Annotated in this window: 23 protein-coding genes; 12 read left to right on the forward strand and 11 right to left on the reverse strand. The window is 75.4% G+C overall.

Annotation, left to right across the window (positions count from 1 at the left end):
* Window positions 1–144: 144 nt before the first annotated feature.
* From zapE to KKR89_RS18250, 8 genes are all read left to right on the forward strand, one after another.
* Window positions 145–1,251 carry a cell division protein ZapE gene (zapE, locus tag KKR89_RS08510; RefSeq protein WP_208194971.1) on the forward strand — a complete coding sequence of 369 codons (1,107 nt, stop codon included), beginning with the start codon at window positions 145–147 and terminating at the stop codon, window positions 1,249–1,251.
* Window positions 1,252–1,659: 408 nt separating this feature from the next.
* Window positions 1,660–1,962, forward strand: coding sequence for an urease subunit gamma (locus KKR89_RS08515; protein ID WP_208194972.1), 303 nt, complete (start codon window positions 1,660–1,662; stop codon window positions 1,960–1,962).
* On the forward strand, window positions 1,959–2,093 hold the full coding sequence (locus tag KKR89_RS18470) for a hypothetical protein (protein WP_256443242.1): 135 nt from the start codon (window positions 1,959–1,961) through the stop codon (window positions 2,091–2,093). The genes KKR89_RS08515 and KKR89_RS18470 overlap by 4 nt, the downstream gene beginning before the upstream one ends.
* On the forward strand, window positions 2,090–3,013 hold the full coding sequence (locus KKR89_RS08520; RefSeq protein WP_208194973.1) for an ATP-binding cassette domain-containing protein: 924 nt from the start codon (window positions 2,090–2,092) through the stop codon (window positions 3,011–3,013). Before KKR89_RS18470 ends, KKR89_RS08520 begins: the two co-directional genes overlap by 4 nt.
* Window positions 3,010–5,103: a YhgE/Pip domain-containing protein gene (locus KKR89_RS08525; protein ID WP_208194974.1), complete on the forward strand. Its 2,094-nt coding sequence runs from the start codon at window positions 3,010–3,012 to the stop codon at window positions 5,101–5,103. The genes KKR89_RS08520 and KKR89_RS08525 overlap by 4 nt, the downstream gene beginning before the upstream one ends.
* A 49-nt stretch (window positions 5,104–5,152) precedes the next feature.
* Window positions 5,153–5,503 (forward strand): hypothetical protein, encoded by a 351-nt coding sequence (locus tag KKR89_RS08530; protein ID WP_208194975.1) that lies wholly within the window; start codon window positions 5,153–5,155, stop codon window positions 5,501–5,503.
* Between the two features lie 25 nt (window positions 5,504–5,528).
* On the forward strand, window positions 5,529–7,844 hold the full coding sequence (locus KKR89_RS08535; protein WP_214765757.1) for an AAA family ATPase: 2,316 nt from the start codon (window positions 5,529–5,531) through the stop codon (window positions 7,842–7,844).
* Window positions 7,841–8,086 (forward strand): response regulator transcription factor, encoded by a 246-nt coding sequence (locus tag KKR89_RS18250; protein WP_251141077.1) that lies wholly within the window; start codon window positions 7,841–7,843, stop codon window positions 8,084–8,086. Before KKR89_RS08535 ends, KKR89_RS18250 begins: the two co-directional genes overlap by 4 nt.
* A 37-nt stretch (window positions 8,087–8,123) precedes the next feature.
* Here KKR89_RS18250 and KKR89_RS08545 read toward each other — a convergent pair whose 3' ends face one another.
* The 5 genes from KKR89_RS08545 to KKR89_RS08565 all read right to left on the reverse strand — a co-directional run bounded on the left by KKR89_RS08545 (window position 8,124) and on the right by KKR89_RS08565 (window position 16,176).
* Window positions 8,124–8,621: a DUF1269 domain-containing protein gene (locus tag KKR89_RS08545; RefSeq protein WP_208194977.1), complete on the reverse strand. Its 498-nt coding sequence runs from the start codon at window positions 8,619–8,621 to the stop codon at window positions 8,124–8,126.
* 161 nt (window positions 8,622–8,782) lie between these two features.
* Window positions 8,783–10,579, reverse strand: coding sequence for a malto-oligosyltrehalose trehalohydrolase (gene treZ, locus KKR89_RS08550; protein WP_208194978.1), 1,797 nt, complete (start codon window positions 10,577–10,579; stop codon window positions 8,783–8,785).
* A 1-nt stretch (window position 10,580) separates the two neighbouring features.
* Window positions 10,581–13,100: a malto-oligosyltrehalose synthase gene (treY, locus tag KKR89_RS08555; protein WP_208194979.1), complete on the reverse strand. Its 2,520-nt coding sequence runs from the start codon at window positions 13,098–13,100 to the stop codon at window positions 10,581–10,583.
* On the reverse strand, window positions 13,097–15,292 hold the full coding sequence (gene glgX, locus KKR89_RS08560) for a glycogen debranching protein GlgX (RefSeq protein ID WP_208194980.1): 2,196 nt from the start codon (window positions 15,290–15,292) through the stop codon (window positions 13,097–13,099). The genes treY and glgX overlap by 4 nt, the downstream gene beginning before the upstream one ends.
* Window positions 15,293–15,384: 92 nt before the next feature.
* Window positions 15,385–16,176, reverse strand: coding sequence for a transglutaminase-like domain-containing protein (locus KKR89_RS08565; protein ID WP_208195691.1), 792 nt, complete (start codon window positions 16,174–16,176; stop codon window positions 15,385–15,387).
* A gap of 177 nt (window positions 16,177–16,353) precedes the next feature.
* Between KKR89_RS08565 and KKR89_RS08570 the strand changes: the two genes are divergently transcribed.
* The 3 genes from KKR89_RS08570 (at window position 16,354) to KKR89_RS08580 (ending at window position 18,439) form a co-directional block, all read left to right on the forward strand.
* Complete coding sequence (locus tag KKR89_RS08570) at window positions 16,354–17,529, forward strand: glycosyltransferase (RefSeq protein ID WP_208194981.1); 1,176 nt, start codon at window positions 16,354–16,356, stop codon at window positions 17,527–17,529.
* Window positions 17,530–17,601: 72 nt separating this feature from the next.
* Window positions 17,602–18,147, forward strand: coding sequence for a hypothetical protein (locus KKR89_RS08575; RefSeq protein WP_208194982.1), 546 nt, complete (start codon window positions 17,602–17,604; stop codon window positions 18,145–18,147).
* A 22-nt stretch (window positions 18,148–18,169) separates the two neighbouring features.
* A complete protein-coding gene (locus tag KKR89_RS08580; RefSeq protein WP_208194983.1) occupies window positions 18,170–18,439 on the forward strand; it encodes a DUF6457 domain-containing protein in 270 nt (89 codons plus the stop codon).
* Here KKR89_RS08580 and mobA read toward each other — a convergent pair.
* The 5 genes from mobA to KKR89_RS08605 are packed head-to-tail and all read right to left on the reverse strand — an operon-like array spanning window position 18,411 to window position 21,799.
* On the reverse strand, window positions 18,411–19,016 hold the full coding sequence (gene mobA, locus KKR89_RS08585) for a molybdenum cofactor guanylyltransferase (protein WP_251141078.1): 606 nt from the start codon (window positions 19,014–19,016) through the stop codon (window positions 18,411–18,413). The two genes, KKR89_RS08580 and mobA, sit on opposite strands and share 29 nt — an antisense overlap.
* Before the next feature lie 32 nt (window positions 19,017–19,048).
* Window positions 19,049–19,786, reverse strand: a complete 738-nt coding sequence (locus tag KKR89_RS08590) for an ATP-binding cassette domain-containing protein (RefSeq protein ID WP_208194984.1) — start codon at window positions 19,784–19,786, stop codon at window positions 19,049–19,051.
* Entirely contained in the window at window positions 19,783–20,622 is an 840-nt protein-coding gene (gene modB, locus KKR89_RS08595; RefSeq protein ID WP_208194985.1) for a molybdate ABC transporter permease subunit, read from the reverse strand. Before modB ends, KKR89_RS08590 begins: the two co-directional genes overlap by 4 nt.
* Window positions 20,619–21,404, reverse strand: a complete 786-nt coding sequence (modA, locus tag KKR89_RS08600) for a molybdate ABC transporter substrate-binding protein (RefSeq protein ID WP_208194986.1) — start codon at window positions 21,402–21,404, stop codon at window positions 20,619–20,621. The genes modB and modA overlap by 4 nt, the downstream gene beginning before the upstream one ends.
* Entirely contained in the window at window positions 21,401–21,799 is a 399-nt protein-coding gene (locus KKR89_RS08605) for a TOBE domain-containing protein (protein WP_208194987.1), read from the reverse strand. The genes modA and KKR89_RS08605 overlap by 4 nt, the downstream gene beginning before the upstream one ends.
* 104 nt (window positions 21,800–21,903) lie before the next feature.
* Here KKR89_RS08605 and KKR89_RS08610 point away from each other — a divergent pair, with 104 nt between their 5' ends.
* Window positions 21,904–22,359 (forward strand): molybdenum cofactor biosynthesis protein MoaE, encoded by a 456-nt coding sequence (locus tag KKR89_RS08610; RefSeq protein WP_208194988.1) that lies wholly within the window; start codon window positions 21,904–21,906, stop codon window positions 22,357–22,359.
* 53 nt (window positions 22,360–22,412) lie between these two features.
* Here KKR89_RS08610 and KKR89_RS08615 read toward each other — a convergent pair whose 3' ends face one another.
* Window positions 22,413–22,718, reverse strand: coding sequence for a MoaD/ThiS family protein (locus KKR89_RS08615; RefSeq protein WP_208194989.1), 306 nt, complete (start codon window positions 22,716–22,718; stop codon window positions 22,413–22,415).
* Window positions 22,719–22,721 lie beyond the last annotated feature (3 nt).

A 22,721-nucleotide genomic window follows, 5' to 3' on the forward strand; every position in this document is an offset into this window, starting at 1 on the left:
TGAACCGGGAGAAGGGGTCCGGATCGCGAGACAGGTGTTCGAGGCGTGGACAACCGTCCAGGACCCGCGCGACGGTCCCGGCGACGGGCGCCCGACGACGGCTCGCGGGCGCGGTCGTCAGGACGTGGGACGTATCGTCGGTCCGTGACCGCCGTCGACCCCGCCACCGCGTCCAACGTCGACCCGGCAGCGCCCGCCGCCGGCGGGCTCCCCGGGCTCGCGTCGCTCACCGCGCGCCACCCCCGCGTGCCGGCGGCGCGCCTGCTGGCCGAGCTCGTGCCGCCCCGGCACTTCGCGCAGGAGTCCTTCGAGACCTACCTGCCCGATCCCGCGCACCCTTCGCAGCAGGGTGCCGTCGACCGCCTGCGCGAGGTCGCCGCCGCGCTCGCGGCGCCCGCGCGCGCCGGAGGCTCGTGGTGGCGACGCCGTGCGGCCGCGCAGGCTCCGGCCGTCTACCTCGACGGCGGCTTCGGTGTCGGCAAGACCCACCTGCTCGCCTCGCTCGCGCACGCGGTGGGTCTCGAGCGCACGACGTACGGCACGTTCGTCGAGCTCACCCACCTCGTGGGCGCGCTCGGGTTCGCCGCCACGGTCGACGCGCTGGGGGAGCGGCGGCTGCTGTGCATCGACGAGTTCGAGCTCGACGACCCCGGCGACACCGTCATGATGTCCCGCCTGCTGCGTGAGCTCGCCGACCGCGGCGTCGCGATCGCGGCGACCTCCAACACGCTGCCCGGCTCGCTCGGCGAGGGCAGGTTCGCGGCCGAGGACTTCCTGCGCGAGATCCAGGCGCTGGCGGCGCGGTTCGACGTGCTGCGCGTCGACGGCGAGGACCACCGGCACCGTGGCGTGACCACGAGCGCCGCGGTGCTCGACGCCGGGTCCGTGCGCGCGGCCGTCGGCGCGCACCCCGCCGCGACGCTCGACGACTTCGACGCGGTCCTCGCGCACCTGTCGGATGTCCACCCCAGCCGCTATGGAGCCCTCCTCGACGGCGTCGACCTGGTGGGGCTGACCGGTGTGCACCAGGTCGACCGCCAGGACGTCGCCCTGCGCCTGGTGGTCCTCGTGGACCGGCTGTACGACCGTGACGTGCCCGTGGTGCTGTCCGGCGACGGCGAGGACCTGTTCACCGCCGAGATGCTCACGGGCGGCTACCGCAAGAAGTACTACCGCGCGCTGTCCCGGTGGAGCGCGCTGGCCGCAGCCGGCTCCCAGGGCGCGGCGGCGCGCGGGGGGCAGCGGGGCTGACCTGCAGCGCGTCGCCCACGCGGTAGCCGAGGAACGCCGGAACGCCGATGCCGTTCGCCACGGATTCCGTAGATGCGCGTGCCATGGCGGCGGAGGCATTTCTCCGGAGCCGGAGGAGGACGCGGCCGGCGCGGCAGACTTCGGCCACGCCACGCAATTGGTGCCGCATTTCGGACGCATGTACCGGACGCACGTTCAGGACCTTTGTGCAGGACCGGTGTGTCAGACGAGTGTGCAGGTCACGCGTGCCAGACGCACGTGCAGGACGAATGTCCACCGCGCGCTGTCGTACCGCTTTTCGTGGCCTGATCAGGCGCTCCGCCCCTCCACTTGTCACCTGACGGCCAGAAGGTAATGTGCAAGTTGTTCAGGAAAAGTGGACTCGTTTCGCTGTCGAGAGGCACCACGATGGATCTGACGCCGCGTGAGATCGACAAGCCGTACGTGTACCAGGTCGCCGAGCGCCCCCGGCGTCGTCGTCAGCGTGGCACCCCGCTGAACGTGAGCGAGGCCCGGGCCCCGAGGACGGAGGCCGTCCTCGAGGCTGCTCGGGACGGCAGGTCCGTCCCCGAGTGCATGGAGATCGGCAAGACCGTCGTGTTCGAGGGCGACCGCCTGCCGGGCGTCCGCCAGCGCGTCGCGCTGCTGCAGGTCGAGGCGACGTTCCCCGACGGGACCCGGTGCTGGGCACGGTCATCACGGCGGCCGTGACCCTCGCGCTGAACGACGCGACCGACGCCCCGCACGACACGTGGCCGTACATCCTGACGACGTGGGTGCTGCTCGTCGTCGCGGCCGCGGTGCCCGCCCTGCGGCGGCCGGCACAGCCGGGTGCGTCGTGAGCGAGCAGGAGGCGCCCGACGCGCCCGCCGCGGACGCCGAGCGGCCGCCCGGCGTCCGGCGCGCCGTGGCGACGGCGCCGCCCGCCCAGCCGGCCCGGAGGTCCGGTCGCCGACACCACGGGGCGGACGTCGACCGGCCGGCCGACCTGTCGACGTCCAGCCCGCTGCGGCTGACGGTGCGCGACCTGCACGTCGTCGGGCGCAGGGCGCCCATGCTGCACCTCGAGTCCCTGGCCCTCGCGACGGGGGAGTGCGTCCTGGTGGCCGGCGAACCGGGGCAGGGGCACACCGCTCTCGCGCTCGTCGCCACGGGGCGGTTGGCTCCCTACGAGGGCAGCGTCGTGCTCACGGCGGCCGACGGCACGGTCTCGACCGCTCGCGACGTGCTGCGCAGGCTCTCGGGTGTCGTCGACCTGCCGGGCATCTCCGAGCCCGACGACACGCTCACCGTCGCCACCGTCGTGGCCGAGGAGCTGTCGCTCGCGCGTGCGGGCTCGCGGCGCTCGCACGTACGCCGCTGGCTCGCGGACCACGAGCTGGCGAGGTTCCGGGACGTCCGGATGGACGACCTGCCCGGTCCGGTCCGCACCGCCCTCCTGACGTCCCTGACCGCCGAGCGGCCGGGCGTCCGCTTCCTCGTGATCAGCCTGCCCGACCGCCACGGCGGCGAGCCGGGCGGGTGGTGGTCGATCGCGCAGGCGTTCGCCGCGCGCGGCTACGGGGTCCTGGTCCAGTGCTCGCGCTCGTCGGCGCGGGACCTGGGAGCCGCCCTCGAGCCGGCCCGGGGCGACGCGTCGCAGCGCGCCACCCCCGTGGAGTCCCTGCGCACGGGGGTCGACCAGATGGCGGCGCCGCTGGACGTCCCCGAGCTCACGGTCGACCTCGACGAGCGGCCGTCCGCAGCCCAGGACACGCCGTGATCGTCCTGCGGCTCGCCGGATCCGAGCTGCGCCGCCTCGCCGCGGGTCTGCTGCCGCGCCTGGCGCTGCTCGCGCTCGTCGTCATCCCGTCGCTCTACTCCGGCCTCTACCTGTTCGCCAACGAGGACCCGTACGGGCGGCTCCACGAGGTGCCGGCGGCCCTCGTCGTCGAGGACCGGGGAACCACCACCACGGACGCGGACGGCGGGTCGACACGCCGCGTGGACTACGGCGACCAGGTCGCGGACCGCCTGCTCGACGGCGACGCCGGCTTCGACTGGGTGCGGACCACGCAGCGGGACGCCGAGCTCGGCGTGCGCTCGGGCCGGTTCGACGCCGCCCTCATCGTCGGCCGGTCGTTCTCCGCGGACCTGGTCTCGTCCGCCGAGTACCGGCCGCAGCGGGCCAGCCTGACGCTCGTGACCAACGACGCGAACAACTACCTGGCGACCACCATCGCCGACACGATCGTCGGGGACGTGCGTGACGCCATCGCGACGCAGGTGGGCACGCAGGCGGCGGACATGTTCCTGCAGGGGTTCGGCTCGATCCACACCGAGCTGGGCGCCGCCGTCGAGGGGGCGACGCAGCTGGTGGACGGCGCGGACCGCCTGGTGTCGGGCACGGGGCAGCTGGTCGACGGCACCGGCCGCCTGGCCGCGGGCGCCTCGCAGGCCGCCGCGGGCGCGTCCGAGCTCGCATCCGGTGCGTCGGCGCTGCCGTCCGCGGCGGATCGCCTCGCCTCGGGGGCGTCGGCCCTGTCGGGCGGCCTCGACACGCTGCGCGACGGGACGCGCGCGCTGCCCGACCAGACGCGCGAGCTGGCCACGGGTGCCCAGCAGGTCGCCGGCGGCGTCGGTGAGGTGGCGACCGTGGCACGTGACGCGGCGTCCGCAGTGGCCGGGCTGAGCGCCGACCTGCAGGCCGGGCAGGCCCCGCTGGCGGGACGGCTCGCGGATCTGGTCGCCGAGCAGCGCCTCACGCAGCAGGAGGCCGACGAGATCCTGGCGCTCGCGGGCGACGCCACCGGCGCGGTCGACGAGCTGAGCGCGGCCCTGGGGCAGGCGGCAGGACGGGTCGACGAGCTCAGCGCGGGAGCCGGCGAGGTGGCGGCAGGTGCGACACGACTCGCCGACGCGGCGCCCGCGCTGAGCGGCGGCATCGCCTCCGCCGCGGCCGGCGGGGAGCGTCTGGCCGCCGGCACCGCGCAGCTCGACTCCGCCGCGTCCACGCTCGTCGGCGACCTGCGGGCGCTGGAGCAGGGGACCGCCGAGGTCTCCTCCGGCGCCGCCGAGCTGGCGACGGCGAGCGACGCCCTGGACCAGGGGGCCACCGAGCTCGGGTCCGGCGTGACGGAGCTGCGCGACCGGCTCCAGCAGGGTCTCGGGGCCATCCCGGACCTGGACGCGGAGACGGAGCGGGCGACGGCCGAGACGATCGGCAACCCGGTCCAGGTCGCCAAGGACGAGCTGGCCCGCGCGGGCAGCTACGGTGCCGGCCTGGCGCCGTTCTTCATGTCGCTGGCCACCTGGATCGGCGGCTACGTGATGTTCCTCCTGGTCGTGCCGCTGTCCAGCCGGGCGCTGGCGGCCGGCGGCCCGGCCTGGCAGACGGTGCTGGGCGGCTGGCTGCCCGGCGCGCTCCTCGGTGTCGGGCAGGTCGTCCTGATGTACCTGCTGGTGACCTACGCGCTCGACATCACACCGGTCCACGGCGGCGCGACCCTGGCGCTCCTCCTCATCGCGTCGGCGACCTTCATCGCGGTCCTGCAGGCGCTCAACGTGTGGTTCGGCGCCGTCGGGGAGTTCCTCGGGCTGGTGCTCATGCTCGTGCAGCTCGTCACCGCCGGGGGCACCTTCCCGTGGCAGACGATCCCCGAGCCGCTGCTCTCGCTGCACCGTGTGCTGCCCATGTCGTACACGGTCGAGGGGCTGCGCCAGACGCTGTACGGCGGCGACCTCGGCACCGCCGCGCGCTACGCGGGGATCCTGCTCGCGGTCTTCGTGCTCGCGCTCGCCGCGACGGCGTGGGCGGCTCGCCGCAAGCGCGTCTGGACACCCACCAGCCTGCAGCCGGAGCTGGTGCTCTGACGCGGAGGGTGCACCGCGCCGGCACGACGACGACGGGGAGGAGGGTGACGTGGACACGATCTGGTGGGTGCTCGGTGCGGTGGTGCTCGTGGCCACGCTCCTCGACATCGTCCTGGCGGCGCTGAACTACGACGAGGACTGGGACGGGCTGCGTACCGCCACGGCGGAGAGCACGACGGCACTGCTGGCGGCCCTCGAGCACCGCCCGGTCCCGACCGTCCGCGAGGGCCGGCTCCCGGTCCGGCCGGCCGGCCCGGCGGACCAGGGCGACCCGGGGCACCGGCAGGTCGCGGTCCTGCGGCGGGTGGTCCGGATCAACCAGACGCTCGTCCTGCTGGTCGGCCGGCTGGCGCCGGACGCCGTCGACCGGGTGGACGACGACGTGCCCTCCGGCACCTGAACCGCCGGAAACGAGGGGAGTGCGCATGACGACGACGTCGACGACGGCGCGGGGCACCGCGTGGCGCACGAGCGTGCCGCCGGCCGCCCGGACCGTGGAGCGCCCACGCGCGCGCGCCGCGTTGCACGCAGCGGTCGAGCTGCACCCGGTCGTGGTCGTCACCGCGCCGGCTGGGTTCGGCAAGACCACGCTGCTGGCGCAGTGGGCGGCGGCGGCCGCCGTTCCCGTCGCGTGGGCGTCCCTCGACGCGTTCGACGACGAGCCCGGACGGCTCCTGCGGGCGGTCGGCGACGCCGTCGCGCGCACGTCGCCGGGCGCGGCGGCCGCGCTCGCGGCCGGTCGCGGGACACCCTCGCCCACGCCCGGCGACCTCCTCGACACGCTGCGCGGCGTCCTCGGGGCACTCGACGAGGGGACGGTCGTCGTGCTGGACGACATCCACCGGATCTCCTCACCCGCCGCCCGGCACGCCGTCTCGGCCCTGCTGCAGACCCCCGGCCCACGGTTCGTCCTGGCCGGTCGGCACGTGCCGGACCTCGCGCTCGGCGCGCGGCGCATCGAGGGGGCGGTGGGCGACCTGGGCGTCCGCACGCTCGCGCTGACGCCGCGCGAGACGGAGCTGCTGGTCGGGTCGTGGGGGCCGGCGCCTGCACCGGGTGTCGTCGCGGAGCTGTGGCGCGTCACGGGCGGGTGGCCGACCGCGGTGCGGGCTGCGTGGCGCGCAGGGCTGCTGCACCGGGGCCACCCGCAGCGACCGCTGCGGCACGAGGACGTGCCGGTGGCCGACTACGTGCGCGAGGAGGTGCTCGGCGACCTCGGCGCGGAGCTGGACGCGTTCGTGCGCCGCGCGTGCGTCGGACGGGTGGTCGAGCCGGCGCTGGCCGAGGCCATGGTGCCCGGCGGTGCGGCACTGCTCGACGAGTGCGTCGCGCGCGGGCTGCTCGGCCGCCGGGACGAGGACACCGGGGCGGGGGGTCTACCGGCCTGGCACGTCCTGCTCGCCGCCCACGTGCGCGGGATCGTGGCCCGGACGCAGCCGCGCACGGTGCGGGCCGTGCACCAGGCCCTGGCACGGCACCTCGCGGGGCCCGACCCCGCCGCCGCCGTGCGGCACGCCGTGGACGGTCACGCGCCCGACCTGGCGGCGGAGCTGCTCGTCGAGCGCTGGCCCGAGCTCCTCGCGCGCGGGCAGCTCGGGGCGACCGAGCGGAGGTGCGTGGCCATGGGCGTCGTCGACGGGGCCGCGACCGTGTCCCTGGTCGGCCGCACCGTCCGTGCGCAGCCCGGACCCGAGGAGGGCGACGCCGCAGCGGCCGCGGTCGTCCGCGCCCTGCGGGCGACGTCCCCGGCACCCGCGGGCGCAGGGCGCGAGCAGACCGCTCGGGGCGCGACGGCGGGGCCGGCCGGCACCGTCCTGGCCTACCTCACGGCGCGGGCCGCGCTGCACGCGCCCGACGTGCCGGCCGCCGGGATCCCCGGCGAGCGGTGCGGACCGCCCGCGTCGATCGCGGACGTCGTCGACGCGCTCGCGGACGCCGCCGACGACGCGGCCGTGCACGGCTGGCCCGTGCTCGCACTGGCCTGCCGGGCCGAGCACGCCCTGGCGTGCGCACGCGCGGGACGGGTCGCAGAGGCGCGCGCGGGTGCACGCGGCGTCCTCGTGGACGGCGCGGCGCACGGCTGGGACCGCTCGCACGTCACCGCACCGGCGCACCTCGCGGCGGGGCTGGCCGCCTACTGGTGCGACGAGCCGGCGACCGCGCGCCACGAGCTGACCGCCGCGGTCGAGGCCGGCGCGTCCCGCCCGGGCCTCGTGGCGCGGGCGGCGTGCGTCCTGCTGCACCTGAGCCTCGCCGACGGTGACCCCGCCGGTGTGACGAGGGCGCTGGCCGTCGTCGAGGACGCGCGCGCCGTGACCGGGGAGCCGTCGCCGCCCGGGGTGTCGCGCGGCTACCTGGAGGCCGTCTCGCGCGTCGCGCAGGGCGGCGGACGCGATGCGCTCGCGCTCGCCGACCCCGCCGACCCCGCGTGGTCGTCGCCCGCGGGGTCGAGCTGGCGCAGCGACGTCCACCGGCGTGCCGGTGACCGCGGCGCGGCGCTGCGCGCGCTGGGGGACGCGGACGTCGAGCCGTCGTGGCACGTCGCCGACCGTGTGGCGGCCCACGCCGCGCGCGCGCTGCTGCACGTCGACGCGGCGCAGGCGCACCGGTCGCTCGAGCGCGCGCGCTCGACGACGCGGCCACGGACGGCGTCGTGCGGCCCCTGCGGGACCGGGCCGCGGCGCTGCGGCCCCTCCTGGCGGCGCACCTGGGCCGGGGCAGCGCCCACGAGGCGCTCGTGACGCGGCTGCTGGTCGCGGAGCAGGACGCTCCCGCGCCGCGTCCGTCGGCCTGGGCGCTCACCGAGCGGGAGCTGCAGGTGCTCGCGTGCCTGCCGTCGCACATGACCGTCGAGGAGATCGGGGGCGCGCTGTTCGTCTCGGTGAACACCGTCAAGACCCACCTGCGGGCCGTCTACCGCAAGCTCGACGTCTCGACGCGTCGCGACGCCGTCCACGTGGCCGTGCAGCGCGGTCTGCTCTGACCGGCGCCGCACGACCACGCGGCTGCGGGCACGAGGGTCAGACGTTCTCCTCGAACGCCTCGCGCAGCTTGTCCTCGTCCTCCTGCGACAGGTTCGTCTGGATGAGCTCGCCGTGGATCCCGCGCTCCTTGAGGCCGGCCACGACGCGGTCCGGCACGTCGCTCTGCGCGAGCAGGAACAACGCCGACGTCCCCGGCGTGACCTTGCTGCGGACCTCCTTGATGAAGTCGTCGTCGATGCCCACGTCCGTCAGGGCCCCGCCGATGGCGCCCGCTGCGGCTCCCACGATCACGCCCACGAGCGGCATGAAGAAGAGCAGACCGAACAGCAGGCCCCAGAACGTGCCGCCCAGCGCACCGATCGCGGTCAGGCTGTTGGCCTGCCGCGTCCTGGGCTTCTTCTTGTCCGGCTGCCAGGAGACCGTCGCGGCGTCCTGCACGTCGATGAGGTGCTGCTTCTGCAGCTCGAGCACCGCGGCCTCCGCCTGCTCGGCCCCTTCGGGCGTCTCGAACTTCCACACGCTGAGAGTGGCCACCGTCGTCTCCTCGTCCGCGACGACCTCCTGCTACCCGGGCACGTCCCGGGGGGCCGTCGCCCCTCCAGCGTCACGTGGTGCTGGTCACGGCGCCTCACCCTGTGCGGGTGATCCGGTGTGCGGGCGTGCGCGTCGGTCCGGTCGTGCCGCCGTGGGCGACGTCAGGCCAGGACGACGACCGCGCGTGCCGGCACCTCGACGACCAGCGGCTCGCCCGCGCCGCCGGGGGGCCGGACGACTCCTCCCGCCCAGTCCGCGACGACCTCGACCGGACGCCGCACGGGCACCGGCACCGCCGCGGGGGTGTGCGCGAGGTTGACCACCACGCGCGCGTCGCCGCGGTGCAGGACCAGCGCGCCGTGCCAGGGGCCGTCCCCGCCGTCCGGGACGGGGTGCACGTCGAGCGACGTGCGGCTGCGGTCGCCCGAGCCGAGGTCCGGGACCGCACGACGCAGCGCCACCAGGACGCGGTACCACTCCAGCAGCCGCGCGTGCCCGGGCCGCGCGGGTTCGTCCCAGTCCAGGACGCTCGCCGCGAAGGTGGCCGGGTCCTGCGGGTCGGGCACCTCGACGTCGTGCCCGTACAGGTCGGCCCAGCCGTGGCCGCCGAACTCCCGCGTGCGCCCCTCGCGCACCGCGGCGGCCAGCTCGGGCTCCGGGTGGTCGGTGAAGTACAGCCAGGGCGTGGTGGCGCCCCACTCCTCGCCCATGAACAGCAGGGGCGAGAACGGCGAGAGCAGGACGAGCGCGGCCTGCGCGGCCTGCCCGCCCGGGTCGAGGCGGGAGGAGGGCCGGTCGCCCAGCGCGCGGTTGCCGACCTGGTCGTGGTTGGCGTCGAAGGCCACGAACCGGTGGCCGTCCACGTCGTCGGGCACGGGGGCGCCCCACGGCTCGCCGCGGAACGTCGACATCGAGCCGTCGTGCACGAACACCCGCGTGAGCGCCGTGCGCAGCGTCTCGGGCGAGCCGAAGTCGACGTAGTAGCCGTGGCGCTCGCCCGTGACCAGCGCGTGGATCGCGTGGTGCACGTCGTCCGCCCACTGGCCGGTCATGCCCCAGCCGCCGTCGTCCGTGGTGGCCAGGCTCACGACGTCGTTGAGGTCGGACTCCGCGACCAGCCCGATCGGGTGGCCCAGCGCGGCCGCGAGCTCACCGACCTCGTCGCTCAGCTGCGCGAGCAGGTGGCGGGGGGAGTCGTCGCGCAGCGCGTGCACGGCGTCGAGGCGGAAGGCGTCGACGTGGAAGTCGCGCGCCCAGCGCAGCACCGAGTCGCAGATCCACCGGCGCACGTGCTCCGAGCCGGGCCCGTCGAGGTTGATCGCGTCGCCCCACGGCGTGCTGTGGGCGTCCGTGAAGTACGGCCCGAGCTCGTTCAGGTAGTTGCCGGAGGGGCCCAGGTGGTTGTGCACGACGTCCAGGCAGACGGCGAGCCCGTGGGCGTGCGCGGCGTCGACGAACGCCTGGAGCGCCGCCGGGCCGCCGTACGGCTCGTGGACCGCGTACAGCGCGACGCCGTCGTAGCCCCACCCGTGGCGGCCGTTGAACGCCGCGACGGGCAGCAGCTCGACCACGTCCACGCCGAGCTGCACGAGGTGCTCGAGGCGTTCGGCGGCGGCGGCGAGCGTGCCCTGAGGCGTGAACGTGCCGACGTGCAGCTCGTACGTCACCGCACCGCGCACGTCGACGCCGCTCCACCCGTCGTCCGTCCACGTGAAGCGGTCGGTGTCGAAGACGCGGGCCGGGCCGTGGACGCCGTCCGGCAGCCACGCCGCCCGGGGGTCCGGGCGCGGGTCGCCACCGTCGAGGGAGAAGGTGTAGTCGGTGCCGTGGGCGAGGGGCGTGTCGGACGTCCACCACCCGTCCTGCTCGGGACGCAGAGGCGTGCGGGTGCCCTCGGCGGGCAGCACCAGGTCGACGCCGCGGGCGAACGGTGCCCACAGGCGGGGTGCCAGTGGCATGTCAGGCTCCTTCCCGCACGAGCAGCGCGACCGGCAGCCGCTCGAGGACGTCGGCGACGCGCTGGACGCCGCCCCGCACCACCCGGTCGGTCAGGACGTCGTGCCACGTGCCCTCGGGAAGGGCGACGGTGTGGTCCGCCCACCCGCCGAGCCGCTCGACCGCCGCGGCCAGCCGGGTCGCGACCACCGCGACGCGCGGCTCCCCGGCGACGGTCCGCGCGTACGTCAGCGAGTACCCGGACGAGTGCGGCAGCGGCACGAACCCGGCGTCCGGCCCGACGAAGGCGTCCGCGACGTCGCGCCGCACGCGCAGCGCCCGGGACGTGACCAGCATCTTCTCGTCGGCCAGGCCGCGCGGGCCGGCACCCTCGTCGAGGCGGGCCAGCCGCGCGGCGAGCGCGTCGGCGTCGACCCACCGGCGGTTGTCGGGGTCGACCAGCACGGGGTCGGGCACCTCGGTGCCCTGGTACACGTCCGCGACGCCCGGCAGCGTCAGCTGCACGAGCTTCGTGCCCAGGGTGGCGGCGCGCACGGCCTCGCGCGTGCGCACGTCCCAGTCGCCCAGCAGGCCGAGCACCACCGGGTCCGTGCGGGCCTGCCGCGCCGCGGACAGGACGGACGCCTCGTACGCCTCGTCGGGCGCGGTCCAGGACGTGTGCGACTTGGCCTCGCGGACCGCCTTCGTGAGGTACTCGACGAGCCGGTCCTCCGCGATCGGGCCGTCGTCCGTCCACGTGCCGGCGAGCGTCTGCCACAGCAGGTACTCGGTGCGCCCGTCGAGCAGCGCACCCCGGTACGACGCGGACGCGCGCCGCAGGTCGTCGACCAGCACGGACCACTCGCGCGGCAGCTCGGACAGCACGCCCAGCCGCGCGCGCGTGTCCTCGCCGCGCTTCGTGTCGTGCGTCGACAGCGTGGTCATCCCCAGGGGGGCCGACGCCTGCGCCCGCGTGGCCCACGCGGCCAGGTCGGTCGGCGTCGTCGCGAACCGTGCCGGCTCCCCGCCGACCTCGCAGAGCGCCACGAGGTGCGTCCAGCGGTAGAAGGCGGTGTCCTCGACGCCCTTGGCCATGACGGCCCCGCACGTCTGCTGGAACCGGACGACGAGCTCGTCGCGCCGCGGGTCGCGCGTGCGGCCCGCGGACCCGGCCTCCCGGCCGAGGAGCAGGTCGACGAGCACGTCCATCGTCGCATCGCGCTCGGTGCCGAGCCGCCGGCGCGCGCGCTGCGCGGCGGCGGTCATGACGGTGACGGAGGTCGTCGGCGCCGGCACGCCCGGCACCACGTACGCGCGGTAGCGGTCGAACGCGACGAGCAGCTCGACGAGGCACTCCTCGAGCGCGCGCCACGTGTGGTCGCGCAGGCGCAGGTCGTCGTGGCAGATCTCCGCCGCGAGGTTGGTCAGCCGGTGGACCTCGGCGTACAGGGGGCCGTCGACCACCTCCCGCTTGGCGGTCTCCTCGACGTCGTCGAACGCGTCGGACACGTCACCGGTCAGCCGGTGCATCACCGAGCCGAGGACCCCCGCGCCCCCGGGGTCGACGAACGCCTGCTGCACGCGCCACAGCGCCTCGTAGCCGGTGCTGCCCGCGGTCGCCCAGTCGTCGGGCAGCTCCTCGGTGCCGGCGAGGATCTTCTCGACGACGACCCAGGCACCGTCGGTCGCCTCCCGCAGCCGCGCGAGGTACCCCGCGGGGTCCGCCAGGCCGTCGGGGTGGTCGATGCGCAGACCGTCGACCACGCCGTCGCGCAGCAGCCGCAGCACGAGCGCGTGCGTCGCGTCGAACACCTCGGGATCCTCGACCCGCACGGCCACCAGCGTGCCGACGTCGAAGAACCGCCGGTAGTTGAGCTCCTCGTCGGCGACCTTCCAGTACGCGAGGCGGTAGTGCTGGCGCTCGACGAGTTCGGCGAGCGGCAGCTGCTCGGTGCCCGACCGCACGGGGAACACGTGGTCGTGGTAGCGCAGGACCGTGCACGTGCCGACGCCCGGCACGTCGAGCTCCTCGAGCTGCAGCTCGCCGCGCGCGAGCACGGCACCGATCCGGTCGCCGAGCACGGGCATGAGCAGCGCGCCGTCGCCGGCCGACCAGTCGACGTCGAACCACGCCGCGAACGGCGAGTCCGAGCCGTCGGCCAGCACGGACCACAGCGCGCGGTTGTGCCACACGGGCGTCGGCACGGCCATGTGGTTGGGCACGATGTCGAGCACGAGACCGAGCCCGGCGTCGTGCGCGACGTCGGCCAGGCGCCGCAGGCCCCCCTCGCCGCCCAGGACGGGGGAGACCCGGTCGTGGTCGACCACGTCGTACCCGTGGGTCGAGCCGGGCGCCGCCGCGAGGACCGGCGACAGGTACACGTGGGTCACGCCGAGGCTCGCGTAGTACGGGACGCGCGCCGCGACGTCGTCGAACGTCAGGTCGGCGCCCAGCTGCACGCGGTAGGTGGAGACGGGCACCGGGTGCCCGGCCCGCACCGACCGGCGCTCGGGCACCGACCGCTCGGTGGCGGCCTCGCTCATACCCGGCCCTCCCGCATCGCGCGGCTGGCCTCGCGCGAGGCGACCGCGGCGGACCCGCTGCCGGACGCCGACGGCAGGTCCTGCTCGGGCGGGCGGGTGAGCAGCACCATCGAGCGCGGCGCGAGCGTGACGCGTCCGCGCGAGCGGATCTCCCGCCCGGGCCGCACCTGCGCGTCGGTGTCGAGCACGGCGGTCCACACGTCGCCGTACTCGGCGCCCGGCAGCTGGAACTGCCGCTTCTCCCAGTGCCCGTTGAAGAGCAGCAGGAACGAGTCGTCGACGACCTCCTGCCCGCGGAGGTCGGGCTCGCTGATCGCCTCGCCGTTGAGGAACACCATGACCGCGAACGCGTGCTCCGAGCTCCACGCCTCGTCGGACATCTGCCCGCCCGTGGGCGTCATCCACGCGATGTCCCGCAGGTCCGACTGGCCGCCGTGCTCGGCGGCGCCCGCGAAGAACCGGCGCCGCCGGAAGACCGGGTGGTCGCGGCGCAGGTGGATGACGCGCCGCGCGAACTCGAGCAGCGACTGACGTTCGTCGTCCAGGTCCCAGTCGACCCACGTGATCTCGTCGTCCTGGCAATAGCCGTTGTTGTTGCCGCCCTGCGTCCGGCCGATCTCGTCGCCGTGCGCGATCATCGGCACGCCCTGCGACAGCAGCAGCGTCGCGAGGAAGTTGCGCTGCTGGCGGGCACGCAGGGCCAGGACCGCGGGGTCGTCCGTCGGCCCCTCGACGCCGCAGTTCCACGACCGGTTGTGGCTCTCGCCGTCCCGGTTGTCCTCGCCGTTGGCCTCGTTGTGCTTGTCGTTGTACGACACCAGGTCGCGCAGCGTGAACCCGTCGTGCGCGGTCACGAAGTTGATGCTCGCGATCGGCCGGCGACCGGTGTGCTCGTACAGGTCCGAGGAGCCGGTCAGCCGGCTCGCGAACTCGCCGAGGGTCGAGGGCTCGCCGCGCCAGAAGTCGCGCACGGTGTCGCGGTACTGGCCGTTCCACTCGGTCCACAGCGGCGGGAAGCCGCCGACCTGGTAGCCGCCCTCGCCGAGGTCCCACGGCTCGGCGATGAGCTTGACCTGCGAGATGACCGGGTCCTGGTGGACGAGGTCGAAGAACGCCGACAGGCGGTCGACCTCGTGGAACTGGCGGGCCAGCGTCGCGGCGAGGTCGAAGCGGAAGCCGTCGACGTGCATCTCGGTCACCCAGTACCGCAGCGAGTCCATGATGAGCTGCAGCACCGCCGGGGAGCGCATGAGCAGGGAGTTGCCCGTGCCGGTGGTGTCGAAGTAGTGCGACTGGTCCTCGTCGACGAGGCGGTAGTAGCTCGCGTTGTCGATGCCGCGGAAGCTCAGCGTCGGGCCCATGTGGTTGCCCTCGGCCGTGTGGTTGTAGACCACGTCGAGGATGACCTCGATGTTCGCGGCGTGAAGCGCCTTGACCATCGACTTGAACTCCTGGACCTGCTGCCCGCTGCCCGCCATCGAGGCGAAGCCGTTGTGGGGAGCGAAGAACCCGATCGTGTTGTAGCCCCAGTAGTTCGACAGACCCTTCTCCTGCAGCGAGGGGTCGTTGACGAACTGGTGCACCGGCATGAGCTCGATCGCGGTGATCCCGAGCCCCGACAGGTGCTCGACGACCGCCGGGTGGCCGAGCGCCGCGTACGTGCCGCGCATCTCCTCGGGCACGGCCGGGTGCAGCCGCGTCAGCCCCTTGACGTGGGCCTCGTAGATGACCGACTCGTGGTACTCGTGCTCCGGCGGCCGGTCGTGCCCCCAGTCGAAGAACGGGTTGACGACGACCGAGGTCATGGTGTGGCCCGCGGAGTCCGACTCGTTGCGGCTCTTCGGGTCGCCGAACGTGTAGGAGTACAGCGACGGGTCGCCGTCGATCTGCCCGTCGATCGCCTTGGCGTACGGGTCGAGCAGGAGCTTCGACGGGTCGCACCGGTGCCCGGCCGCCGGGTCGTAGGGGCCGTGCACGCGGTAGCCGTACTTCTGCCCGGGCGCGATCGCGGGCAGGTAGCCGTGCCACACGAACGCGTCGACCTCGGGCAGGTCCACCCGGGTCTCGGTGCCGTCGGCGTCGATGAGGCACAGCTCGATGCGTTCGGCGACACCGGAGAACAGGGCGAAGTTGGTCCCCGTGCCGTCGTAGGTGGCGCCGAGGGGGTAGGGACGTCCGGGCCAGATCTGCATGGCCACAGCGTGCCAGGGACATGGGATGTCGGCTCCTCGAGCGGGTGTGCTCGACGTCACGTCCGTCCCTCACCGGCCGGTGAGGTGCCGGCTCAGCCGAGGGAGACCAGGTCGCGGACGTCGTCGTCGGGAAGCACGTCGACGACGGCGGTCACGACCAGCTCGCGCAGGGTCGCGGTGCCGCGGTGCACCGAGAGGAACGCGGTGTCCGAGGCGTCCCGGCCGGTGGCGATCCGCACGAGCGTCGAGCGCGGTGCGAGCGTCGTGGCGTCCACGACGCGCCACCGGCCGTCGACGTAGGCCTCGGCGACCGCGTGGAAGTCCATGGGGTCCAGCCCGGGCGCGTACACGGCGACGACGCGCGCCGGGACGTCCAGCCCGCGCAGCAGGGCGACGACGAGGTGCGCGAAGTCCCGGCAGACGCCCCGGCGCGCCAGCAGCGTGCGGACGGCGCCGTCCGTGGGCAGGCTCGCGCCGGGCACGTACGCCACCCGCGTGCCGACCCACGAGCTGACGGCGGCGAGCAGGTCGACACCCGCCAGCCCCCGGAACTCCGAGCGCGCGGTCGGCGCGAGCTCGTCGGACTCGCAGTACCGGCTGGGGCGCAGGTAGACCAGCTCGTCCGACGGGGCGGCGGGCACCTGCTCGGCGCGGCCGGTCACCGTCGCGCGGTAGTCGACCGTCAGGAGGCCGGGCTCCACGTCGAGGACGTGCAGCCGCGTCCCGTGCGGGTCGTTCACCTCGCGCGGCACGACCGGGCGTCCGGCCGAGGTCACGGTCAGCTGCTCGCTCGGGTCGTGGACGTCGGCCACGGCGATCTCGAGGACCAGGCGGGCGGGGGAGGTGACGTCCACGGTCAGGTGGGCGGTCGCGTCGCGCTTCACGTGCGTCATGGTCGCAGAGTCCGGGTGACTCCGCGCGGGGGAGATGCGGTAGTTCGTCACGCTTGGGCGAAGCGTTTAGGGACGCTGGTCCTTTCGGCGTCGACCGTCCTGTCGGCTAACGTGTCAGGACCCTCACCAGAGTCGGCGCGGGTCGGCGGAGAGCGAAGCGAGGCACCCATGACCGCAACGCCCGGGCGGACGGAGGCGCGCGTCACCGTCATCGTGCCGACGTTCAACGAGGCCCCGAACGTCGCGGAGCTGGTCCGCCGCGTCGGCGCGGTGACCCAGGGGCTCGGGGTCGAGCTGCTGTTCGTCGACGACTCGTCGGACGGCACCCCCGACGTGGTGCGGGCCGTCGCCCCCACCGCCGACCTCCCGGTGCGCGTGATCCACCGCGACGAGCCCGTGGGGGGACTCGGGGGCGCGGTCCTCGAGGGCGTGCGTGCGTCCACGACCCCGTACTTCCTCGTCATGGACGGCGACCTGCAGCATCCGCCCGAGCTCATCCCCAGCCTCGTCAAGCGGGTCCAGGAGCCCGACGTCGACGTCGTCGTGGCGTCGCGCTACATCGGCGACGGGTCGAGCGCGGGGCTCTCGGGTGTCGTGCGGCAGGCCGTGTCCTCGACCTCCACGGCGGTCACCCGAGCGATGTTCCCGGTGCGGCTGCGGGACTGCTCCGACCCCATGACCGGGTTCTTCGCCGTGCGGAAGGCCGCCGTCGACCTCGACGCGCTGCGCCCCCGGGGCTTCAAGATCCTGCTGGAGATCCTCGCGCGCCACCCCATGCGCGTCGTCGAGGTCCCCTTCGTGTTCGGGTCCCGGTTCGCCGGCGAGTCCAAGGCGAACCTCGCGCAGGGCGTGCACTTCATGTGGCAGCTCGCGGGCCTGCGCTTCGGGCGCATGTCGCGGTTCGCCATCATCGGCGGCATGGGTGCCGTCGCCAACATCGCGATCGTCGCGCTGCTGACGACGCTGGGCGCACCGTGGCTCCTGGCGGCGCTCGTGGCCGCCGAGCTCACGATCGTCGGCAACTTCCTGCTGCAGGAGCGCTTCGTGTTCCGCGACCTGCGGCACGAGGGCAAGGGCGCGTGGGCGCGGTTCGGCCAGTCGTTCACGTTCAACAACGTGGAGACGCTCATCCGGATGCCGATCATGGCGCTGCTGGTCGAGACCATGCACGTCGCGGCCGTGCTCGCCACGGCGATCACCATCGCGGTCGCCTTCGTGGTGCGCTTCACGTTCCACTCGCGCGTCGTCTACCGTCCGCGCGAGTCGAGCCGGCGCGCCGAGATGATCGAGCGCGAGGCGGAGCAGGCGGGCGAGGCTCCGGCTCCCCGCACCGAGAGCGTCTGACCGGTCGGTCCCGGCGTGCGGTCGGGGGCGCGGCACCGCAGGATCAGGTGATGCCGACTCCGGGAGCGCGCCATGACCCAGCAGCCTGACGCCCAGCTCGACCTCACGCTCGTGCGGACGTACATCAACGACCACATCGCCGGCGCCCGCGCGGTCTCGGCACGTGTCGAGCGCATGAGCCGCAACCCGGACGCCGGCGAGGACGCTGCTGCCCTCGCGCAGCTCGCACGCGAGCTGCGTCAGGAGCTCGAGGTGCACGAGGCAACGGCCCGCGACCTCGGGCTGCCGCTGTCGCGGTGGAAGCACGTCGGCGCGGCGGCCGCCGAGCAGCTGGGGCGGCTCAAGCTCAACGGCCGGGTCCTGCGCCGCTCACCGCTGTCCCTGGTCCTCGAGCTCGAGATCCTGCGCTCGGGGCTGGAGGGCAAGCGGCTGGGCTGGACGACGCTGCGGGAGCACGCCGACGCGCTGGGCCTGGACCCCGACCGGCTCGACGCGCTCATCGCGCGGTCGCGTGCGCAGGCGGACCTGGTCGAGGAGATCTCCCGCCACCACCGCGCGGACGCCTTCGCGGCCCCCGGTGCGCACGAGCCGGCCGCCGCCGCAGGCACCGGCGCCTAGGCCCCGGTCGACGGGGACGGCGATGGACCCGCTGCAGGAGTGGACGGAGCTGGTCGCGCCGACGCTGGGCGTCGACCCCGGGCTGGTCGCGGCCACGCAGGACGACGTGCTCGACATGGTGCGCGACGTCGCGCACGGCGTCGTGCGCCCCGCGGCGCCGCTGACGGCCTACGTCGTGGGACTCGCCGCAGGGCGTGCGGGTGGCCGGGGCGAGGACGTGGCCGCGGCCGTCCGTGCCGCCCTGACCCAGGTCGACGAGCTCCTCAGCGCGCGGGGCCCGGCGACGGGCTGAGCCCGCGGGCGAGGCGCCGTGCGACGGTCAGGTCGTCGGGGTCGTCGACGTCGAGCGTGGTCCGCGGGTCGAGCGGCACCCGCACGGTGCGCAGGCCGTCCACCAGCTCCCGCACCGGTCGGTCGTGCACGGCGCCGGTGAGACGCTCGCGCACGGCCGCCATGCGGTAGGCGGCGAGCAGCGGCTGCTCGCGCCCGTCCGGGCCGGTCGCGAGCGCGGCGTCGACGTCGTCGGCGAGCGCACGCCGCAACGCCGGGACGGCCGCGCCCGCGAACGGCTGGTCGCCCGCCAGCAGGACGACCACCTGCGCCTCCGGGTGCGCGGCGAGCCCGGCCGCGACGCCTGCCGCCGCCGCGGCGTACGGGCCGCCGAGCGGCGGGTCCTCCCGAGTCCACAGCACGTCGCGTCCCACGTCGCGCGGAGGGCCGACGACGACGACCGGGAGCGCACCGACGGCGTCCAGCAGGCGTCGCAGGACGGGCCGCCCGTCGACGTCGGCGTCGGTCTTGTCCACACCGCCGAGGCGGCGCGCGGTACCGCCGGTCAGCACGACGACGAACGCGGGAGGGAACGTCACGCGGCCACGCTACGACCCGCGGAGCGGCGCCGTCACGGCTCGGGGTCCCGCCACGCCGCCGCCGCGGCCACCTGCTCGACGTAGGGGGTCGCGGGGGCCGCCGCCACGTGCGCGGGCGCGCCGCGCTGGACCTCGCGGCCGTCCTGCAGGACGAGCAGCTCGTCCGCGAGCTCGAGCGCGTCCCGCAGGTCGTGCGTGACGACGAGCGCGGGCAGGCCGCTCGCCACGGCGCGTCGCACCACGTCGCGGACCTGCGCGCGCGTCGCGGCGTCGAGCGCCCCGAACGGCTCGTCGAGCAGCAGCGCCGACGGCAGCGCGGCGACCGCGCGTGCGACCGCGACGCGCTGGGCCTGCCCGCCCGACAGCCGGTCGGCGCGGGTGCGCGCCTGCGTCGCGAGCCCGACCTCGGCGAGCAGCGCGTCGGCGGTCGCGCGTGCGACGGGCGCCCGCACGCCCTGGGCGCGCGGGCCGAACGCCACGTTCTCGCGCGCCGAGAGGCGGCCGAACAGCAGACCGTCCTGCAGCGCGACGCCCAGGTGGCGCTCGTGCGGGGGCAGGTGCCGTCCGGTCGCGGCGTCCGCGAGCACGAGGTCACCCAGGCGGACGTGCCCGGCCGTCACCGGGACCAGGCCCGCGACCGCCTCGAGGAGCGTGGACTTGCCGCTGCCGTTGGGTCCCATGACGGCGAGCACGCCGCCGGCGGGCACGTGCAGGGCGACGTCGAGGCGGAACGCTCCGCGGTCCACGCGGACGTGCACGTCGAGCGTCATCGCGGACCCCGTCCCGACCGGGCCGCGTGCGCCCCGGGCAGACCACCGAGCCACCGGCCGCGCAGGGCGAGCAGGACCGCGACGGACAGCAGGAGCAGCAGGACCGACATGGCCACGGCCTGCTCGGGAGCGGCGTCCATCGCCAGGTAGACCGCGAGCGGCATCGTGCGCGTGGTGCCGGGGAAGCTGCCGGCGAACGTGACCGTCGCGCCGAACTCGCCGAGCGCGCGTGTGAAGCACAGGGCGGCCCCGGCGGCGACCCCCGGCGCGACCGCGGGCAGCGTGACACGCCGCAGCACGTACGCGGGCGAGGCGCCGAGGGTCTGCGCGGCGAGCGCCCGGCGCCGGTCCGCACCGCGCAACGCGCCCTCGACGGACAGCACCAGGAACGGCAGCGACACGAAGAGCTGGGCGAGCACGACGGCCACCGACGTGAACGGCACCGTGACGCCGAACCACGTGTCCAGCGTGCCACCCAGGAGCCCGCGCCGGCCCAGCAGCAGCAGCAGCGCGACGCCGCCCACCACGGGCGGCAGGACGAGCGGAACCGTCACGAGCGACCGCAGCAGCCAGGCGCCGCGCAGGTCGTCGTGCGCGAGGACCCACGCGAGCGGGACGCCCAGCACCAGCGCCGCGAGGGTCGCGCAGCCCGCGGTCAGCAGGGAGAGCCGCAGTGCCTGCAGCACCTGCGCGTCCGCGACGAGCGTGGGCAGGGCGGTCCAGGGCGTGGCGAGCAGCAGCGCGACGAGGGGGAGGACGAGCACGGCGGTGCCGACGACCGCCAGCGCGACGAGGACGGCCCCGCCCGGGGACCGTGCGAGCCGGGGAGCGCTCACGGCAGCTCGAATCCCGCGTCGAGGAAGGCCCCACGTCCGGCGGGGCCGCGCAGCAGCGCGACGAACGCCGCGGCCGCCTCCGCGTGGGGGGCGTCGGGGATCACGACCGCGGGGTGGTCGGTGGGCACCTGGACGTCGTCCGGCAGCTCGATGCCCTCGACGTCGCCGGCCGCCGCGATGATGTCGGTGCGGTACACGAGCCCGGCGTCGGCCTCGTCGAGCCGCAGGCGCGTGAGCACGCCGCGCACGTCGCGCTCGAGCGTGTCGGGCGCCGCCTGCACGCCCGCGGCGGAAAGCACCTGCGCGCCCACGGCGCCGCACGGCACCTCGGGCGCGCACAGCGCGACCGTGAGGTCGGGATCCGCGAGGTCGGCCAGGGACCGCACACCGCCGGGGTTGCCGACGGGGACGGCCAGCTCCAGCCGGTTGCGCGCGACGACGACGGGCTCACCCCCGACCGCGTCGGTCGCGGTGGTCATCGTCGCGCGGCTCGCGGTCACGAGGACGTCGGCGGGCGCACCGGCGACGACCTGGGCCGCGAGGGTCGAGCTCGCGCCGAACGCCGTCTCGACCTGCAGACCGGGGTGCTCGTGCTCGAGCTCCGCCGCGAGGTCGGTCAGCACGTCCGTGAGGGACGCGGCCGCCAGCACCACGAGCGTGCCCTCGAGCGCAGCGGGCGTCGCGGCCGGGGCGGAGGGCTGCGGCGCGCCGGGCGCCGGTGCCGTGCAGCCGGCCACGACGAGCGCGAGACCGACCGCGGCGGCGCGGCCACGCCGCGTCATCGGCCCTCGACGTGCTCGACCGCGACGTCCGTGGCCTTGACGGACGCGACCGCCACGACCCCGGGCTCGAGGCCCAGCTCGTCGGCCGCCTCGCGGCTGATGAGGGACACGACCCGGTAGGGACCCGCCTGGATCTCGACCTGCGCCATCACGGTGTCGCGCACGACCCGCGTGACGATGCCGCGCAGGCGGTTGCGGGTGGACCGGCGGCTGCTGCCCGGCTCCGGCTCCGTGCCGAGGGCACGCGCGAGCTCCGCGAGCGCGAGCCCGTCGACCTCGTGGTGGCCACCGGGGCCGCGCGTGGACGCGAGGCGGCCGGAGTCGATCCAGCGGCGCACGGTGTCGTCGCTCACCCCGAGCAGCGTCGCGGCGTCCGTCACGCGGTGGCTCGGCATGGACGTCAGACTAGGCGCCGAGGCGCAGATGCGGCAGGTTCCTGCTCCACTGGCCGCACATGCGGGACGGATCGCTGCGCGGCGCACCGTCCTAGGCTGGTCCGGTGACCACCGACGACTCGCGCCTGCACGCCCCCGCCCGCCGCGTCGCGCTCGCGCAGGTCACGACCGACCCCGTCGACGTCGACGCGCTGGCACGTGCCGTGGGGGACGACGCAGCCGGCGCCGTCGTGACCTTCGCCGGTGTCGTGCGGGACCACGACGGCGGGCGCGGTGTCACCGGGCTGGAGTACGTGGCGCACCCCGGTGCGCAGGACGTCGTGCGCCGTGTCGTCGCCGACGTCGCCGCCCGCAGCGACGTCGACGCCGTCGCGTGCGTGCACCGGGTCGGCGTGCTCGCGGTGGGGGAGTGCGCGCTCGGTGTGGCGGTGTCCGCGCCGCACCGGCAGCAGGCCTTCGCGGCCGCGGCGCTGCTCGTCGACGAGATCAAGACGCACCTGCCGGTGTGGAAGCGCCAGGACCTGGCGGCCGGCGGCCACGAGTGGGTGGGCAGCGCCTGACCCGGCCGGCGACGGTCGGGCCCGAGGTCGCCGGCGTCGGCGGTGCCGGGCGCTCAGCCGCCCGCGAAGGGCGGCAGCACGTCGACGCGCACGGCGGAGCCGACGGGCGCGTCGCGGTCGCGGTGCAGCACGCCGTCGACGAGCAGCGCGCAGCGTGCCGCCACCTCGGCCAGCGCTGGGCCGTGCCGCTCGGCGAGGGCGTCGAGCAGGTCTCCGACGGTCGTCCCGGGAGGCAGGTCGACGTGCTCCTCGTGGCGGCCGGCCGCCTCGGCCGCGGCGGCGAAGTACCGCACCTCGACGCGGCCGGTGCGGGCGCCCGTGCCGGTGGTGCCGCCGGCGGGTACGGCCTCGGTGGTCATCGC

Origin of the sequence: Cellulomonas dongxiuzhuiae, from assembly GCF_018623035.1 — a bacterium.
Lineage (GTDB): Bacteria > Actinomycetota > Actinomycetes > Actinomycetales > Cellulomonadaceae > Cellulomonas > Cellulomonas dongxiuzhuiae.

Bases quoted from the DNA above. Each gene is read 5' to 3' on its own strand.
- KKR89_RS08590 (WP_208194984.1), bottom strand. From the start codon at position 19,786: ATGACGCTCGACGTGCACGTCCGCGTGGACCGCGGAGCGTTCCGCCTC.
- KKR89_RS08580 (WP_208194983.1), top strand. From the start codon at position 18,170: ATGGACCCGCTGCAGGAGTGGACGGAGCTGGTCGCGCCGACGCTGGGC.
- treY (WP_208194979.1), bottom strand. From the start codon at position 13,100: ATGAGCGAGGCCGCCACCGAGCGGTCGGTGCCCGAGCGCCGGTCGGTG.
- KKR89_RS08575 (WP_208194982.1), top strand. From the start codon at position 17,602: ATGACCCAGCAGCCTGACGCCCAGCTCGACCTCACGCTCGTGCGGACG.
- KKR89_RS08605 (WP_208194987.1), bottom strand. From the start codon at position 21,799: ATGCCGAGCCACCGCGTGACGGACGCCGCGACGCTGCTCGGGGTGAGC.
- treZ (WP_208194978.1), bottom strand. From the start codon at position 10,579: ATGCCACTGGCACCCCGCCTGTGGGCACCGTTCGCCCGCGGCGTCGAC.
- KKR89_RS08570 (WP_208194981.1), top strand. From the start codon at position 16,354: ATGACCGCAACGCCCGGGCGGACGGAGGCGCGCGTCACCGTCATCGTG.
- KKR89_RS08515 (WP_208194972.1), top strand. From the start codon at position 1,660: ATGGATCTGACGCCGCGTGAGATCGACAAGCCGTACGTGTACCAGGTC.
- KKR89_RS08615 (WP_208194989.1), bottom strand. From the start codon at position 22,718: ATGACCACCGAGGCCGTACCCGCCGGCGGCACCACCGGCACGGGCGCC.
- modA (WP_208194986.1), bottom strand. From the start codon at position 21,404: ATGACGCGGCGTGGCCGCGCCGCCGCGGTCGGTCTCGCGCTCGTCGTG.
- KKR89_RS08535 (WP_214765757.1), top strand. From the start codon at position 5,529: ATGACGACGACGTCGACGACGGCGCGGGGCACCGCGTGGCGCACGAGC.
- glgX (WP_208194980.1), bottom strand. From the start codon at position 15,292: ATGCAGATCTGGCCCGGACGTCCCTACCCCCTCGGCGCCACCTACGAC.